Here is a 16,916-nt window from a genome sequence, read left to right as displayed (position 1 = left end):
CTGTCAGCGTCCGTGACGACAGTGGGGGGATGATCGGCGGGCGTGCCAGCCGGGCCACGAGGGCCCGACCGGCACGCAACGCGCGGGTGGAGATGTCGATCAGGAGGGCCAGGACTCGTCGATCTTCTTGAGTGCGTCGGCCGTGGACTCACCGGAGATCCAGTTCGTCATCTCGCTCCAGAACGTACCAGCGCCAACAGCACTGGGCATCTGATCCGAGCCGTCGAAACGGAACACGGCGTTCGGGCTCTGCAGCGTCTCGGCCGAGAGCTTGTCGATGGGGCTCGCCAGGTTGGCCACGTTCAGGCCCTTGTTGGCACTGACCCAGCCGCCGTCCGGAGTGGCCTTGGCTTTCTCGTTGGCCCACACGTCCGAGGACAGGTAGGTCTGGAACGCCGCAACCTCGGGACGGTCGGAGAACGCGGCGACGAACTCGCCACCGCCGAGCACCGGCTGGCCGAACTTGTCGTTGGTGGTGGGCAGGTAGAAGGCGTAGACGTCGCCGTCCGGTCCGACCTTCACCGGTGTGCCGTCGGCCTTCTTGCCCCACTGGGCGGCGTAGAAGGACGCCTGGCGGTGCATCGCGCACTCGTTCTTCAGGATCGGCAGACCGGCTTCCTGGAACGAGGTGGTGGCGATGGACTTGACGTCACCGAGTCCACCGTTGACGTACTTCGAGTCCTTGAGGATCGCGCCGACGCGGTTGAGGGCCTCGGCGATCTGCGGGTCGTCGAACTTGATCGTGTGGGCGACCCACTGGTTGTAGACGTCCGGGCCGGCGTCGCGCAGGACCGTGTCCTCGAGCCAGTCCGTGAGCGGCCAGCCGGTGGACTCACCGGATTCGATTCCCGCGCACCAGGGCTTCTCGCCGGACGCTTCGATGGTGTTGCTCAGGGCGACCATCTCGTCCCAGGTCTTGGGCACGGCCCAACCCTTGGCGGCGAACTCCGACGGGGAGTACCAGACGAAGGACTTGACGTTCGCGCCGAGCGGAGCGGCGTAGAACTTGCCGTCGACGGTGCCGTAGGACTTCCAGTCGGTGCTGAAGAACTTGTCGACGTTCGCGGTGGTCGACGCGGGCGCTTCCTTGACGTACCCACCCTGGACGAGGGTCTTGAGCAGACCGGGCTGCGGGATGTACGCGATGTCGGGGAGGTTGCCGGCCTGGGCACGAACCTGGAGCTGTGCCTCGAACTCCTGGGAGCCCTCGTAGTTGATCTTGGCGCCGGTGCAGTTCTCGAACAGCTTGTACGAGTCCTTCTGCGAGGCGTCCTCGGGGGAGACGATGGAGGTGTAGACGCTGACGGACTTACCGCTGAGGTTGCCGTACTGCGCGAGGGCGGCGCACTCGGCCTTGCCGGCGCCCGGTGCGGGACCGGTGGCAGCAGCGTCGTCGTTGCTACTGGAACAGCCCGCCAGGGTCAGACCCGCTACGGCGACTACCGCAGCGACTCGGCGGGACGTGAGCATGGTCATGCACGATCCTCTCTAAATTTTCTGCCGTACCGCGGTGACGGTACTCGCGGCCGACTCATCGTGGGCCCGGTCACAGGAAAGTCGTTCACAGAGGACTCCGTCAAGTCGGCGAGAGCGCCTCGATGGATTCCGCCGACTTCGGGCGAGCGCCTCGGTCGGGCTCCGGTGAAACCGGTTCAGGTTCCGGGACCGTTGACGAGTTCGCAGCGGCGAGCCTAGGGTTCCCAGTGGAGGGGAATTCAATCATGTGAACCCTCACGAATATCCGTCGATGTGGCTGGACCCAACGGTTCTCGGCGGCTTCCCCTCACTCGTTTCCAGTCCATTCACACACGGATCGTCGGCACGTTCCTGCCGGTGAAGGAGAATCATGGTCAACATTTCGTTCCAGAAGGCTCAGCGGTGGTACCCCGGAGCCGACACCCCCGCCGTCCCCGGTATCGATCTCGAGGTGCACGACGGCGAATTCATGGTCCTGGTCGGGCCGTCGGGCTGCGGTAAGTCGACGACCCTCCGGATGCTCGCCGGTCTCGAGGAGGTCAACAGCGGGCACATCTTCCTCGGCGACCGCGATATCACCACGCTTCCCCCGCGGGATCGCGACATCGCGATGGTGTTCCAGAACTACGCGCTGTACCCGCACATGAGTGTCGCCGAGAACATGGGTTTCGCGCTCAAGATCGCCAAGGTGCCCACGGCCGAACGAACCGAGCGAGTCGGACGCGCCGCCAAGATCCTCGGACTCACCGAGTTCCTCGAACGCAAGCCCAAGGCCCTCTCCGGTGGTCAACGCCAGCGCGTGGCCATGGGCCGTGCGATCGTGCGCGAACCGCAGGTGTTCTGCATGGACGAGCCTCTGAGCAACCTCGACGCCAAGATGCGCGTACAAACTCGCACCGACATCGCCAAGATCCAATCCGATCTCGGCATCACCACCGTCTACGTCACCCACGACCAGGTGGAGGCCATGACCATGGGCGACCGCGTCGCGGTGATGAAGCTCGGCGAACTCCAGCAGGTCGATACGCCACTTCGCCTCTACGACAAGCCCGCCAACGTCTTCGTCGCCGGCTTCATCGGCTCACCGCAGATGAACCTGCTGCAGGCGGAGATCGTCGACGGCCTCCCGCGCGTCGGCGGGTACCACGTGCCGGTCGACCTCGCGCGCACCCGCCCGTCCACCGGGCGCATCACCATCGGTGTGCGCCCGGAGGCCTGGCGTGCGGTCCCGCCCGGCCAGGGACTGCCGATCTCGGTCACTGTCGTCGAGGAACTCGGTGCCGACGGATTCGTCTACGGCACATGCGATGTCGAGGGAACGCCGTCCAACGTGGTGGTGCGGGTCAACACGCGTGACTCGGTACGCAAGGGGGACGTGCTCCACGTGACCACCGATCCCCAGAACGTCCACGTCTTCGACACCGAGACCGGCCTGCGGCTCTCGGACTGACTCGTCCACCCTGCTCGGGCGACCACCTCCGGTCGCCCGAGCGGGGCGAACACAGCCGACCTCGGTGGCGCGAAGCGACTGCACGCACTCGCCTCGAGGATCGCTGATCGACCGGGTACCCGATTCGTCGACGGACATGGAATCTTCACTACTTCCGTGTCATGATCTTTCGGTAAGGACTTCTGTCAAGCACGCGGCGGTCGTCGGTGCATCGCGCAGCACTCATCAGAGGTGTCCTGCGCGCGTGGATCGGGCCTGACGTTCAGCCGATCCTCGACAGGAGGTGTCACGTGAAAGAGTCCCCGGAACACGCAGCTCACGCGTGGCCGGTCCGCCCGAGCGATATCGACGCGTCCACTGCCGACATCTTCGGGCACCACGAGGGCGACGGCCTCGCCGATCTCCTCGGTCCGGACAGCCTGCGCACCACCTTCGCCCGCATCGTCGATCTCGACACCGATGCAGTGGTCGGGTTCGACTCCGTCGTGCGCGGGCCCGAGGGCACGTCCTTCGCCGAGCCGACCGTGCTCGCCTCGGCGGCGCGGTCGATGGACATGACCGCCGATCTCGACTCGGAGCGCTGGCGCGGTGCCCTGGCCGCGGCCGCGGAAGTCGGTCTGCCACGCGAGCTTCCACTGTTCATCACCGTGGATCCGGATTCGATCATCTCCTTGCCCGCTCTCGCCGATCACGACAACCGCGGGGCGGTGTTGCAGTTCGACGAGACGGCGCTGATCCGGCGTCCGGCTCACCTGATGAACGTCGTCGCCGAGGTGCGGCGCCTCGGGTGGGCCATCGCCGTCGATCATGTCGGCGTGCGACCGGAATCCTTGACACTGCTTCCTCTGCTCGAGCCCGACGTCATCAAGCTCGATCGCACCCTGCTCACCCGCCGACCCGGTCGACTCGCCGCCCGCGTGGTCAATGCTGTTGCCGCACAGGTGGAGCGGACAGGGGCGATCGTCATGGCCGAGGGTGTCGACACCGAGGAACTTCGCGCCGTCGCCCGCGGGATGGGCGCGCGCGTCGGTCAGGGCGAGCTGTTCGGATCGATCGATCACCTCGGTGACGAGACCCGGCCGACAGGTTCTCCTCTCGAGTTCCGGGCCTCGCGAGACCGCGGCGTCATCCCGGTCTCGTCGCCCTTCCAACTCGCCTCCGCCGGACGCGACGTGCGCCAGTCACGCAAGCGGCTGCTCATCGAGATCAGCAAGAGCCTCGAGAGCATGGCCACCGACTCCCACCAGACCGCCGTGATGATCGGGACCTTCCAGGACGTTCAGCACTTCACGGCCATGACGGCGCGCCGGTGGGAAATGCTGGCGTCGGGAGCCGCACTGGTCGGTGCGCTCGCCGACGGGATGGGCACCGAGCCGGCGCCCCGTGTGCGCGGGAGCGGTCTCGACCACAGCGATCCGGTGCGCGCCGAGTGGGATGTGGTGGTGCTGTCGCCGCACTTCGCGGCAGTACTCGCCGCACGAGACGTCGGCGACACCGGGCCCGACATGGAGCGACGATTCGACTACGTGCTCTCGCACGATCCCCGGCTGGCCATCGAATGCGCACGGTCGCTGCTCTCGCGTCTGCCCCCCGAGCGAACCGGGGCCTGAACCACTCCCGGTGACCGATCTGCGGCGTCAGTCCTGCAGGTCGGTCACCACCTGGTGGACGAAGCGCATCTTGTCGAGCACGCGATCGTGCAGCACGAACGGATACAGATCCGCGTGGCCCATCGATCGGTTGATCTGGTTGAGGGCCCACGTCAGCGGCAACCACCACCCGATGAGGTGGGTGAAGCCCGCATCACCGGGAAGCACGCTGTCGACGGTGGACCCGGCCGGCGCCATCGAGAACGCCGCGGCCGTGTCCATGGTGTCGCGAATGTGGAGGTAGTGCGCGAACGTCTCCGCCCAGTCCTCGGCCGGGTGCATCGTTGCGTACGACGAGACGAAGGTGCTCTCCCAACCGTCCGGCGCGCCCTGCTGATAGTGCCGGTCCAGGCTGGCCTGGTAATCCTGATCCGGGTCGCCGAACAGTTCCTCGAACTCCGCGCGAAGAGGACCTGTCCCGATGAGCACCATCTGGTAGTAGTGGCCGACCTCGTGACGGAAATGCCCGACCAGCGTCCGATAGGGCTCGCGCATTGCCCGGCGAAGCTGCTCGCGATGAAGATCGTCGCTCTCGGCGAGGTCGAGGGTGATCAGGCCGTTGTCGTGACCGGTCATCACCTGACGCTGCGCACTCGAAAGCAGATCGAACGTCAGCCCCGACACCGAATCCTGCTCACGACTGGTGATCGGCAGCCGCAACTCGTCCAGCTCGAGCACCAACCGGCGCTTGGCCGCCTCGGCCACGGCGTACTCGGCCATCGCGGACGCGTCGGAGTCGGCGGGCCGCACCCTGGTCAGTTCGCACGATCGACACAACCGGTCACCATCGGACGTATTGACCAGCCAATTGCACTGGGCAACATCGAGATTCGCACAGATGGCCCACGTCGAACCGTTGATCTGGACGGTGGACGAGGCATCGAGCACCCTCATCGACCGCGACGGCAGATGGAACCCCAGCGAACTGTTGCACTGCAGACACACCGAGTTCTCGAACGACAACTGCTGCCCGCACTGTCGACACAGGAAGTCCCGCACCGCCACACCACCTCTCCTCCGCCCCAACCCGGGCGCCGAACCCCCGCCCGAATGTACCCAATGTGACATTTGGTCATCCCTGGTGACCAAATGTCACATTGGGTACAGACCGGACGGGGTACAGACCGGACGGGGTACAGACCTGGTCGGCTGGTTCACGACGGCCTGCGGGCGCGGCTGGGCTGGACCCGCGGCGGCTCGCCGGGCATCTTGGGGTAGTTGGGTGGGTAGGGCAGGTCGCCGAGGTTCTGTTCGTCAGCGAGGGCGAGGGCGGGCGTCAGGGAGTAGGCGGTCTCGTCCAGGGAGGCCATGGGATCACCCACTGTCCGCAGACGCTCGGGAACGGTTGCGATGGTGAACTGCTCGGGGGTGACGGAGGGCAGCTCGTCCCAGGTCAACGGGGTGGACACCGTGGCCGACGGGGTCCGTCGCACCGAGTACGCCGACGCGATGGTGCGGTCGAGGGCGTTCTGGTTGTAGTCGATGAACACACGCTCGCCGCGCTCCTCCTTCCACCAGTTGGTAGTCGCCCGGTCGGGGTTGCGCGCGGCGACGTCGCGGGCGATCGCGATGGCGGCCCGACGCACCTGTGTAGCGGTCCACCGCGGCTCGATTCGCACGTAGATGTGCAGCCCACGCCCGCCGGAAGTCTTGGGGTGGCCACGCATTCCGAGGTCGGCCAGCACCGGGACCACGGTGTCGAGGGCCAGGGCGGCTGCGTCGGCGAAATCGGTGCCCGGTTGAGGGTCGAGGTCGATGCGTAGTTCGTCGGGGTTGTCCCCGCTCGCCACGCGTCGGGGCAGCGGATGGAAGGTGATGCAGCCGAGGTTGGCGGCCCAGACGACGTCGGCGGCGCTACGTACGTGCAGCGCGTCGGCCGTACGACCCGACGGGAAGGTGACCGTGGTGGTGGCGACGTGCTCGGGATGCTTTGCAGGAATACGCTTCTGGTAGATCTCCTCGCCCTCGATTCCCTCGGGGAACCGCTGCAGATAGGTGGGGCGGTCGGCGAGTGCGGTCAGCAGTGACCTGCCGAGCGCCACCGTGCGGTAGTACTCCACGAGGTGCGCCTTGGTGCCGCCGTCGACTCCGAGCGCGGGGAAGTAGATCTTGTCCGGACTCGACAGTCGCACCGCGACACCGTCGACGTCGAGCTCCCGTGCGGCGGCCATCAGAGCGTCTCGAGAACGTCGGCCAGATCGTACCGACCGGGGGTGTCCATCTGAGAGTATGTGCAGGACAGAGGTTCCCGATCCGGTCTCCAGCGCAGAAACCTCGCCGCGTGGCGCAGACGGGCCTTCTCCATCTGATCGTAGGCAACCTCGACGACGAGTTCGGGTCGCACGGGGATCCAGGTTCGGTCGATTCCGTTGCGCCACCGACTCTGCTCACCGTCGGCCACGGTGTCCTCGCCCACGCGGTAGGGCTCGAGTCGGGTGAGGTGTTCGAGGCGCTTGGCTGCGGTGAACGCCGACGCGCCTCCGATCATCCGGAGCTGGTCGCCGTCGTACAGCCCCAGCAGCATCGACCCGATTCCACTGCCGGACTTGTGGATTCGATAGCCGATCACCACCGCGTCGGCCGTGCGGGCATGCTTGACCTTGACCATCTCCCGCTTGCCCGGCAGGTACGGCGAATCCAGCCGCTTGGCCATCACCCCGTCCAGACCGGCTCCTTCGAACGTCTCGAACCACTGGGCCGCGACGGCCGCGTCGTCGGTGGTGCGCGTGACGTGACACGAACCGCCGACGTCGGTGATCCCGGTCAACCGGCGTCTACGCTCGGAGAAGGGGTGGGCGGTCAGATCGTCGTCCCCGATCGCCAGCAGATCGAAGCCGACGAACGCGGCCGGAGTCCGCTCGGCGAGCATGCGCACGCGGCTCTCGGCGGGGTGGATGCGCTCTGAGAGCGCGTCCCAGTCCAAGCGCGTGGAACCGTCGCGTTCGATGGCGACGATGGTCTCACCGTCCACCACGCACCGCTCCGGCAGTTCCGAGCGCACTGCCTCGACCAGCTCGGGGAAGTACCGCGCGAGGTCCTTCTGCCCGCGCGAGCCGAGAACGATGCTGTCGCCGTCCCGAAAGATGACGGTGCGAAAGCCGTCCCATTTCGGTTCGTAGGACCACACGGGAGCGCCGTCGTCGGGCTGAGTGGGGATGCCCTTCGAGGCCACAGCGAGCATCGGAGCGAGCGGGGGCCCGACGGGGAGATCCATGGTTCGATACTCGCATGCAGGGTGGACGCCCGGGTGCGAGTGCCGGGTCGCAAAGTCCTCGGAACGCGAAGCAACGACGAACACTTCACACCGACGAGGTTCTTGCCCCATAATTTCCGTGGACAACGACAGCAAAGGGACAACGATGGCGATGGGTTCGCGGGCGTTCAACGGATTCGTCCTGGTTGCTGCAGGCGTGCTGGCTCTGTCGGCCTGCTCGTCCACGGTGGAGGGCACGGCGATCTCGTCCTCCGACGGGACGGTCCCGGCCACGCGGGCTACACCGGCACCCGACCGGACCACCGAGTCGACTCCGAGCACCGAGGCCGCTCCCCCGACCAAGCCGCGCGCCGGCGGGGACGAGGGCGGCAACGTCGACATCTCGGTCGAGATCGGCCAGTGCGTCAAGCTCGGCGGAACGGTCGACGATGCCACCATCGACAACGCGCAGTGCGGGTCGCCGTCCGCGAACTACGTGGTGGTGGGCAAGGAACCCACTCGCGACCAGTGCCCCTCGGACGCCGATCAGACCTACTACGAAACCCTCCGAGGGGTCGAGCAGGGCGCACTGTGCCTGGACATCGACTGGCGAATCAACGACTGTTTCGATCTCGGTGGCGATGATCCGCAGCGCAAGGATTGCGCGGCCACGATGACCAAGGGCGTCAAGGTGCGGGAGATCGTCTCGAACGCCGACAGTGTGGACTCGTGCACCCTCACCACCACCGGGTACGTCTACGACGACCGCCGGTTCGTGGTGTGCGTCGACGACCTGGGCACCGGCGGCTAATCCGCCAGGCATCCGATCGTCGGATCCGCACGGAGGTTGGCCAGCGCGCTGCGAATCCTGGACTTCATCGTCGATACGGGTATCCCCACTCGATTGGCCGCCTCGGCGTAGGTCAGTCCTTCGAAGTAGGTCATGAACAGGCACTCGCGCTGGCGGAGCGGAAGTCCGCTGAGAGCGGTCCTCACGGGGCGCTTGTCGGCGAAGCCGGCTGCGACGTCGGCAGGGGACCCGAGTGCATCCTCGAGCATGGCGTACTTGGACTCGCGGTCGGACCGCGACTGCTCGGATCGCACGCGGTCGATGGCGCGGCGGTGAGCCATGGTGATGAGCCAGGCGGCCGGCGATCCCGACGCTCGCGAGAACGTGGGCGCCTTCTGCCACACCTCGAGGTATACGTCCTGCACGCACTCCTCGCTGAAGCCTCGGTCGCGCAGCACTCGCAGCACAGCGCCGAATACGCGAGACGACGTGGCGTCGTAGAGCGCCGCGAACGCGGCGCGGTCGCCCCGTCCGGTCGCCTCCAGGAGGTCGGCCAGGTCCGGGGTCCGAGTCGAGTTCAGCATTGCAGCCGAATCGGGTTGTGTGATCGAAGATTTCATGTCACGTGCCCTCTGTTGACGTTCGGTACATAACTGCGCCGTGAGGTCAACCGTGCCACTGCGAGTATTCGATCCGGCCTAGCGATGGTAGCGATCAGATCACCAAGACATAACGGAACAATAACAGAACTCGGATCCGTTTGCTCTAGCAACAGTTTATCGGTCCGTAATCATTTCGAGCTTTGATCGTGACGCGGTCGCACGTTGTTCGTGTCGGATCGGGACAACCCTCGGGACAGAGGCCAGGCCGGACGATCGGCCGTGCCCGCTCCATGAGCGTCACTCTCGAAAGGTGTTCACATGTCCATTTCCACGAAGATCATCGGCGGGCTCGGCATTGCCGGAGCAGCCGCTGCCCTGGCAGTAGTCGTTCCCGGCACGGCATCCGCCGAGGGTGCGGTATGTCAGACGCCGTTCGGGGCACCCCCGGTTTCCGTCACCGCGCCGGGATCGACCTGCCAGAGCACCGGCGGGCCCACCGGCGCGGCAGCGGCGTACGGCCTCGGCGGCAACGCGAACGCGACGGCCGGCGTCAACGCCCTCGCTCTGGCGATCGCGCAGATCGGCAGCATCGCCACCTCGAACGGCACCGGTGGAGCCGCCCCGGCCGCCATCGCCCTCGGCCCCGGCGCGAACGCTTCCGCCAGCAGCACCGTCCCCGGCCTGTCCATCGCCATCGCCGCCCCCGGCGCCACGGTGTCGATCGACTCCACCAAGGGCGCGGTGTGCAACGGCATCGGCTTCGCCGGCAACCTCGTTACCGGCGCGTACTGCCTGCGCTTGAGCTGACACGAACCCCGAGCTGACACAAAGACTTCGGGCCCGGCCATCCTCGTCAGGAAGGCCGGGCCCGAAGTCTTTGCCTCGCGTCTGTCACCGAATGGGCGCGAAACCCGCTCCCGGACCCCCACTGCGGTTGATGTCGTCGAAGATCGCACCGATGTTGGTGGTCACCTCCGGCCCGAGGCACGCGAACGGACCCAGGTACGCGTTGACCATGCCCACCAGCGTGGAACCGGCCACCACGGGACCACCCGAGTCCCCCTGAACGACGCAGATCTGCGTATACGTCTTGTTGTTGGGGAAGAACTGACCGTAGGTCACCCCGCACGTGGTGCCGGTGGTTCGGCCGCCCTTGCACATCACTCCGGGGAAGGACAACGGGGCGCCCACTCCCGTGATGGTCAGACCCCCCACGCTGTTGATCGGCACCACGCGGGCCGCGTCGAACACGATCACGGCGTAGTCCAGGTCCGCCTTGGAGGCGACGATGGTGCCCACGACGCCGACGTCCGGGCGGGTCTCCGCGCCGATCAGATCACCCGGCACACCGCAGTGACCTGCGGTGAGACCGACCAGCCGGCCCGCGGAGTCGAAGCCGATGGTGGTGAGGGAGCAGTCGAACTTCGCCTTTCCGGTGGAGTCCGCCACCACGATGCCGGAGCCGCCTCCGAGTGCGGCCGGGGCCGCTGCAGACGCCGTTCCCGCACCCATTCCCAGCAGCGCCGCCACGACGGCCATGGTCACGAAAACAGTTCTCTTCACTGCGTCAGTCCTCCCGAAAGTCGACCAACTGTAACAACGCGATTCAGGTCACTCGGTCCGCCGCTATGAGCTCGAGGCCGGAACAGCCTGAATAAACCCAGGTCAACGCCCTTCCAATTCGGCCAGTTTCTCCCGTGCGCGCTCGAGTTCGGCTGCCAGTTCCTCGATCCGCCGCTGCGCGTCGGCTCGCGCGGACTCGATCACCTCGTCCACCGCGGCGATGGCGGCGTCGTCGCCCAGTTCGCGCATCGCCCGTGCCACCCGATCCGGAGTGGTCTCGACGGACTTGCCCACACGTTTTGATCCCACGCTCACGGTCACCGTCCAACCGCTGCTCTCGCCGCCGCTCACGCTCACCGTCACCGACGGGCTCGCCGACTTCGGTCGTCTCGGGGTCCGCGGCGCCGGGGCCGGTCGGGCGGGCGCGGGCCGGGCAGCAGCGCTCTGAGCTGGCGAAGGTTGGACGGCGGGAGGTTGGGGAGCGGCCGGCCGGGCAGGTGCGGCTCGGGCCGGTGCCGGTGTCGCTTCGGGGGCCGGTCGCGGACGGGTGGCTCGAAGTTCGTCCGCCTCGAAGGGCAATTGGTCGTCGACCCCCTTCGGACGGACCACGAGCGTGGTGCCGTCGATCGAGATCACGCGCGCGGAGACACCGGCGGCAAGACCGAGGGAGGGCATCGGTTCGCGCAGATACACCGTCGCGCGACGACCGTCTGCAAGCGCCGACGCGAGAGCGTCGAGGTCCGCCGAGGTGAGCGCGTCGGTCGTGGAGCGCGAGCGGCGTCTGGGGGTGTCGGTCATGGGTGTTCCTTTCAGCGCCTCGGACGGTCGAGCCGTCGATGACGGCACTACCTTCGCACGAATGTGCGACGGAACTCGGTAGCGCCACCGGCCGTTCGCTCGACAGGACCGCGTGGGTGCGGGTGTCGGGGCTTCGGCCGGACGAACCGCCCACGTGGGGAGGTCCGTCCGCGTAGCGTTCGACGCACATGTCGTGCAGGAAGTGAGTTGCGCCAAATGTCTGAGGTGGATTCGCGTCGAGTCGGGGCCGGACGAGCCGAGAAGGTCTACCTCCTCGATGCCTCGTCGGATCAGGACGCGGCCGTGCTCGACGAGTGGGTGCGGGCCCACGGCGGTCGGGCCGGTCGCCACAGCCTGGCCATCGCGCTGCGCCCCTCGGCGCTCGAGAGCCTCGACGATCACGGCAGCGGCGCGGACCCGCTGATCGTGCCGCTGCGTGTGGCGCGCGAGATGCAACGTAGTCGCGGGGTTCGCAAGAAGGCCGCGCACACCATCGGACGGCTTCGCCGGAGGTCGGCTCCCGCTCGACCCCAGGTGGTGGTCGGCGAACCAGCGACGCTCCGGGATCTGCGTGTGCGTTTCGCAGCGTCGGGAACCCCGTCGTTCGCCCGGTACGTCGCACGTCAGGCCACGCTCACCCTGGACCGCGCCGAGCGCGAGATCATCGGCCAGGAATACAAGATGCCCCGGTTCGTGGTGGAGGAGCTCACCGAGCGTCCGTCCTTCCGATCCGACCTCGAGAAGCTCGCCGAATCCACCGGCAGCACAGCCGACGAGGTCGACCGACGGGTGCGCGCGATCCTCGACGAGATGGTTGCCACCGAGGACCCCCACGCGGTGAATCTGTGGGGTCGACTCGGTGCGTACTTCTCGCGCGCCTACCGGGTCCAGGTGGACACCGAGGCTCTCGCGGGTGTGCGCGCACTCAACAAGTCGTATCCGCTGGTGTTCCTGCCCAACCACCGGTCCTATCTGGATCCGCTGGTGCTACGGCCCGCCCTGCTCGAGCACGGGTTCCCGATGAACCATGTCATGGGCGGGATCAACGTCGGATTCTGGCCGCTCGGTCCCATCGCCAAACGCAGTGGCGTGGTTCTCATCCAGCGCAAGTTCTCCGACGACGTCTACAAGTGGACCCTGCGGCAGTACATGAGTTTCCTGCTCGGCAAGAAGTTCAACCTCGAGTGGTACATCGAGGGCGGGCGCACCCGCACCGGCAAACTGCGGCCGCCGCGCTTCGGGCTGCTGACCTACCTGTTCGACGCCCTCGAGCACAGCAACGCCTCCGACGTGTTCCTGGTGCCCACGTCCATCACGTACGACAGGTTGCACGAGGTCACCTCGATGGCCCGGGAGTCCCACGGTGCCACCAAGGAGGCCGAGGGCATTCGGATGGCCATCGGCTACGTACGCGCGCAGGGCAAACTGCGCGGCAACGTCTACCTCACGTTCGGCACCCCGATGTCGGTGCGTGGCTTCCTCGATCAGCACAGCGACAAACGTGTGGCGGTACAGAAGGCCGCGCTGGCGGTCTCGCATGCGATAAACGAGTCCACCCCCGTCACCCCCGCGGCCCTCGTCGCGATGGCCATGCTCGGTATCGAGGATCGCGCGCTGAACCTGGCGGAAATGTGGTCGATCATCGCCCCGCTCGCCAAGTACGTTCGCACACGCGATCTTCCGGTCGCGGCGGGTGTGGATCTGCACAACGTGGAGACGCTGCGGTCGGCGGTCCGGGCGCAGGTGGCCACGGGTGTGGTCAAGCGATTCGACGACGGCCCCGAACCGGTCTACTACCTCGCGCAGGACAAGCACCTGGTTGCCGCCTTCTTCCGGAACAACGCGGTGCACTTCTTCGTCATGCGGGCGATCGGCGAGTTGGTGGTGCTCTCGAGTCAGGACTGCGAGGAGCGCGGCGACTGCGACATCCTGCCCACCGCCGATGCGGCCGAACGACTCTGGGAGTCGGCGCTTGCGCTGCGGGACCTGCTCAAGTTCGAGTTCTTCTTCGGCGACAAGCGCGAGTTCGCCGAGCGACTCGAGGCCGAGGTCGCACTCATCGACCCGAACTGGCGTGAGGCGATCGCCGATCCCGACTACGCGCTGGCCACGCTCACCGCTCAGCCTCTGCACCTCGCACACCGTGTGCTGCAACCGATCTTCGAGGCCTACCAGGTGGTCGCCGACCAACTGCTGATGCTCCCGCCCGGGGCCGAGTTCGAGAAGCCACGGTTCATCGAGGGATGCCTCGGGGCCGCCCGCGCTCGCCGACTGCGCCAACAGCTCCAGCACAGCGACGCGATATCCAACGAACTGTTCGACACCGCAATACAGTTGGCGGACAACCGCAATCTTCTCGACCCGAAGGCCGAGAACCTCACCGCGCGTCGCCGGGACTTCGCCGCGGAGATCGCCTCGTGGGGCCGCATCTCGCGCAAGATCCGCGTGATGGCCCACGTCGCGCTCAACAACGTGGAAGCCACTGCACACACAGCGAGGGGGATCGAATGAGTTCGTTGCAGCTGCTTCTGCGACGGATCAGAACCGCACCACGAGGTCCCGAGGTCACGGCCTTCTTCGACTTCGACGGCACCATCATCGACGGGTTCTCCGGGGTGTCCATCTTCTTCGATCGCCTGCGGCGCCGCGATCTCGGCACCACCGAATTGGTGGCCGTGGTCGGCGCGGCGGTGGAGATGCAGCTGCGCGGTACGACGGTCGACTCGCTGATGAGCTCCACCATTCGTGGGCTCGCGGGCCGCAGCCACGAGGAGGTGATGGCCGACGGGTACCGAATCTTCCGCTCCGAGATCGCCTCCCGCATTTACCCGCAGATTCGAGAGATCGTTCGGGCGCACCGCGACGCCGGGCACCGGGTGGTCATGGCCACCTCGGCGACCCCCTACCAGGCGCGGCCGGTGTGCGAGGACCTCGACTTCGACGCGCTGCTCGCCACCGTTCCCACCGTGGACGACAACGGTGTCCTGACCGGGGAACTGGACGGCCCGCCTCTGTGGGGTCCGCGCAAAGCCGCGGCCATCGAGGACTACGCAGCCACGGAGGGGCTCGATCTCGACCAGTGCTTCGGCTACTCCAACGGCGGCGAGGACACCCCGATGCTCGACGCGGTGGGCATTCCCACCGCACTCAACCCCGACCGCGAACTCGCAGCGGCCGCTGCCGGTAACGGCTGGCCCATGGTGTATCTGCGCAAGCCCGCGCGAGGCACGGATCCGCTGTCGTTCGTGCGCAGCGCCGCGGCAGTCGGCGCGGTGCTCGCCAGCGCGACGGTCGGTACCGGGGTCTCGCTCCTGACCTCGGATCGCCGAGCCGGGGCGAACCTCACCAGCGCTATGGGATCTCAACTGGCCCTTGCCCTCTCGGGGGTCAAACTCGAGGTGCACGGGCAGGAGAACGTGTGGGCACGGCGGCCCGCGGTGTTCCTTTTCAACCATCAGAGTTCACTCGACGCGATCGTCATCGCCGCGGTGATCCGCGACGACGTGACGGCGGTGGTCAAGAAGGAACTCTCCCGTGATCCGCGTTTCGTGATCCTCGGTCGACTCTTCGACGTCGCGTACGTCGATCGCGCCAACTCGGCTGCGGCTCGGGCCGCACTGCAACCGGCCATCGACAAGCTGCACTCGGGAACCTCGGTGGCCATCGCCCCCGAGGGCACCCGCATGCCGACGCGTCGACTGGGCACGTTCAAGAAGGGGGCGTTCCACCTCGCGATGGAGGCCGGTGTTCCCGTCGTACCCGTGGTGATCCACAACTCCGGTGAGGTGATGTGGAAGTCGTCCTTCACAGCCCACCCCGGCGTGGTGAAGGTGACGGTGGCGCAGCCGATTCCGACATCGGAGTGGAACCGGGACGACCTCGATGCCCACATCGCCGACGTGCGAGCGGTGTTCGACTCGGTCCTCGGCAACGAGAGTAGGGGCGATGCCTGAGACGCCCTTCTCCTTCGAACAGCAGCTGCTCGGCGGACCGGCCAGATACACGCGCGCACAGGTGGCCGAGAAGATGGGTATCGAGGCCGGACGCGGGCTGAAACTGTGGATAGCCATGGGGTTCTCGGCCGACCCCGAGGGCGATGCCGTGATGTTCACCGACGCCGACGTCGAGGCGCTGACCACCATCATCGGCCTCACCGAGGCGGGTGTGATCGACGAGGCCATGGAAGTGGCGATCGCCCGCACGTTGGGACAGACGATGTCGCGTATCGCCGAGTGGCAGGTGGGCGTGGTCAACGGCTACATCGCCGACAAGGTGCACGCGGCCGAGGGCGCCGGGGACCCGGTGGACATCGACGGGATTCGGCAGGACGCCCGAAACCTGGCCGGCGAGATGGTGCCGGTACTGGAGGGACTGCAGAACTACGCCTGGCGTCGACACCTCGCCGCCGTCGCCGGTCGCTCGGTCCCCGTGGAATCCGACAGTGCGCGCGAGGTGGTGATCGGATTCGCCGACATGGTCGGCTACACCACCATCACCCGCAACCTCTCGCTCGCAGAGTTGACCGCGCTCATCGAGGAGTTCGAGGCGATCGCCACCGAGATCATCGCCCAGGGGCACGGATCGGTGGTCAAGACGGTCGGCGACGAGGTGATGTTCGAGGCTCCGTCCGCGATCGAGGGTGCCCGCATCGCACTGGCTCTCCAGGAGGCGTTCTCCGAACACGAGCGGCTACCGGCTCTGCGAATCGGGGTGGCTGTCGGTCCGGCGCTGGCCCGGTTCGGTGATCTGTACGGCTCGGTCGTCAACATTGCGGCGCGCCTGACCACCGCCGCGTTGGCCGACACCGTGCTGGTCGACGACACCATGGCCGACGCGCTGAAGGAATCCGAGGAGTTCCGGCTCAAGTTCATTCGTCCCCTCCGCGTACGCGGCTACAAGCGCCTCAAGGCGTTCGTCCTGCGACGACCCCGAGCCGGCGCGGATGGAACCGGGGAGGCCGACGACGAATAGAGACCGGTCAGTAACGTAGCGAGCCCCAGTAACGACACTCCTGGTGAACCGAGGAGTAGTCATGAGCCTGATGTCGCATCGTTCCGCACCTGTCCGCTCGACCCTGCGTGCAGTGCCCGCTGCCGAGACCACCAGGACCACCGAGTCCACCAGGACCGCCGAGCCCACCAGGACCGCCGAGACCACCGAGATCGACGCACTCGAGAAGAGCATCGACGCCCTCGACGGCGAGATCCTCGACGCCGTTCGTCGCCGCGCCGAACTGTCCGCCCGCATCGGCCGAGCTCGCGAGGCATCCGGCGCACCGCGCTTCACGCACAGCCGCGAAATGGACGTACTGCACCACTTCACCGAACTGGGCTCCGACGGTCACACCCTGGCCATGCTGCTTCTGCGCCTGGGTCGTCACAAGATGGCCGGCTGA

The 16,916-nt window shown here is 66.9% G+C and carries 15 protein-coding genes; 8 read left to right on the top strand and 7 right to left on the bottom strand.

All coding sequences use genetic code 11. The annotated features are described in order from the left end of the window. Positions 1–99: 99 nt before the first annotated feature. On the bottom strand, positions 100–1,476 hold the full coding sequence (locus tag ACY48E_RS05990; RefSeq protein WP_462871189.1) for an ABC transporter substrate-binding protein: 1,377 nt from the start codon (positions 1,474–1,476) through the stop codon (positions 100–102). Between the two features lie 370 nt (positions 1,477–1,846). Here ACY48E_RS05990 and ACY48E_RS05985 point away from each other — a divergent pair, with 370 nt between their 5' ends. Then, entirely contained in the window at positions 1,847–2,926 is a 1,080-nt protein-coding gene (locus tag ACY48E_RS05985) for an ABC transporter ATP-binding protein (RefSeq protein ID WP_462871188.1), read from the top strand. 290 nt (positions 2,927–3,216) lie between these two features. Next, positions 3,217–4,536, top strand: coding sequence for an EAL domain-containing protein (locus ACY48E_RS05980; protein WP_462871187.1), 1,320 nt, complete (start codon positions 3,217–3,219; stop codon positions 4,534–4,536). A gap of 27 nt (positions 4,537–4,563) precedes the next feature. On the opposite strand, the gene ACY48E_RS05975 is transcribed toward ACY48E_RS05980, so the two are convergent. From ACY48E_RS05975 to ACY48E_RS05965, 3 genes are all read right to left on the bottom strand, one after another. Further along, complete coding sequence (locus ACY48E_RS05975) at positions 4,564–5,574, bottom strand: zinc-binding metallopeptidase family protein (RefSeq protein ID WP_462871242.1); 1,011 nt, start codon at positions 5,572–5,574, stop codon at positions 4,564–4,566. Positions 5,575–5,729: 155 nt separating this feature from the next. Then, positions 5,730–6,749 (bottom strand): DNA polymerase domain-containing protein, encoded by a 1,020-nt coding sequence (locus tag ACY48E_RS05970; RefSeq protein ID WP_462871241.1) that lies wholly within the window; start codon positions 6,747–6,749, stop codon positions 5,730–5,732. After that, entirely contained in the window at positions 6,746–7,789 is a 1,044-nt protein-coding gene (locus ACY48E_RS05965) for an ATP-dependent DNA ligase (RefSeq protein ID WP_462871186.1), read from the bottom strand. The genes ACY48E_RS05970 and ACY48E_RS05965 overlap by 4 nt, the downstream gene beginning before the upstream one ends. Positions 7,790–7,934: 145 nt before the next feature. Between ACY48E_RS05965 and lppU the strand changes: the two genes are divergently transcribed. Then, positions 7,935–8,579, top strand: coding sequence for an LppU family putative lipoprotein (gene lppU / locus ACY48E_RS05960; RefSeq protein WP_462871240.1), 645 nt, complete (start codon positions 7,935–7,937; stop codon positions 8,577–8,579). Here lppU and ACY48E_RS05955 read toward each other — a convergent pair. Then, on the bottom strand, positions 8,576–9,142 hold the full coding sequence (locus tag ACY48E_RS05955; RefSeq protein WP_462871185.1) for a sigma-70 family RNA polymerase sigma factor: 567 nt from the start codon (positions 9,140–9,142) through the stop codon (positions 8,576–8,578). The two genes, lppU and ACY48E_RS05955, sit on opposite strands and share 4 nt — an antisense overlap. Positions 9,143–9,478: 336 nt before the next feature. On the opposite strand from ACY48E_RS05955, the gene ACY48E_RS05950 reads away from it, so the two are divergent. Then, the gene (locus ACY48E_RS05950; RefSeq protein ID WP_462871184.1) at positions 9,479–9,967 is read left to right on the top strand and encodes a DUF6764 family protein; all 489 of its coding nucleotides are present in this window, start codon (positions 9,479–9,481) and stop codon (positions 9,965–9,967) included. Positions 9,968–10,051: 84 nt separating this feature from the next. Here the strand turns inward: ACY48E_RS05950 and ACY48E_RS05945 are convergent, their stop codons facing one another. Both ACY48E_RS05945 and ACY48E_RS05940 read right to left on the bottom strand, forming a co-directional pair. Further along, positions 10,052–10,699 carry a chymotrypsin family serine protease gene (locus tag ACY48E_RS05945; RefSeq protein WP_462871239.1) on the bottom strand — a complete coding sequence of 216 codons (648 nt, stop codon included), beginning with the start codon at positions 10,697–10,699 and terminating at the stop codon, positions 10,052–10,054. Positions 10,700–10,825: 126 nt separating this feature from the next. Next, positions 10,826–11,521 carry a DUF6319 family protein gene (locus tag ACY48E_RS05940; protein WP_462871183.1) on the bottom strand — a complete coding sequence of 232 codons (696 nt, stop codon included), beginning with the start codon at positions 11,519–11,521 and terminating at the stop codon, positions 10,826–10,828. A 216-nt stretch (positions 11,522–11,737) separates the two neighbouring features. Between ACY48E_RS05940 and ACY48E_RS05935 the strand changes: the two genes are divergently transcribed. The 4 genes from ACY48E_RS05935 to ACY48E_RS05920 all read left to right on the top strand — a co-directional run bounded on the left by ACY48E_RS05935 (position 11,738) and on the right by ACY48E_RS05920 (position 16,916). Further along, positions 11,738–14,032, top strand: a complete 2,295-nt coding sequence (locus tag ACY48E_RS05935) for a glycerol-3-phosphate 1-O-acyltransferase (RefSeq protein WP_462871182.1) — start codon at positions 11,738–11,740, stop codon at positions 14,030–14,032. Further along, positions 14,029–15,474 carry an HAD-IB family hydrolase gene (locus ACY48E_RS05930; RefSeq protein WP_462871181.1) on the top strand — a complete coding sequence of 482 codons (1,446 nt, stop codon included), beginning with the start codon at positions 14,029–14,031 and terminating at the stop codon, positions 15,472–15,474. The genes ACY48E_RS05935 and ACY48E_RS05930 overlap by 4 nt, the downstream gene beginning before the upstream one ends. Further along, a complete protein-coding gene (locus tag ACY48E_RS05925) occupies positions 15,467–16,492 on the top strand; it encodes an adenylate/guanylate cyclase domain-containing protein (protein ID WP_462871180.1) in 1,026 nt (341 codons plus the stop codon). The genes ACY48E_RS05930 and ACY48E_RS05925 overlap by 8 nt, the downstream gene beginning before the upstream one ends. Positions 16,493–16,562: 70 nt before the next feature. Next, positions 16,563–16,916 carry a chorismate mutase gene (locus tag ACY48E_RS05920; RefSeq protein WP_462871238.1) on the top strand — a complete coding sequence of 118 codons (354 nt, stop codon included), beginning with the start codon at positions 16,563–16,565 and terminating at the stop codon, positions 16,914–16,916.

The organism is Rhodococcus sp. AZ1, assembly GCF_054979605.1.
Note: the sequence above shows the minus strand (reverse complement) of the source record. Positions and strands in the feature narration are given on the sequence as shown.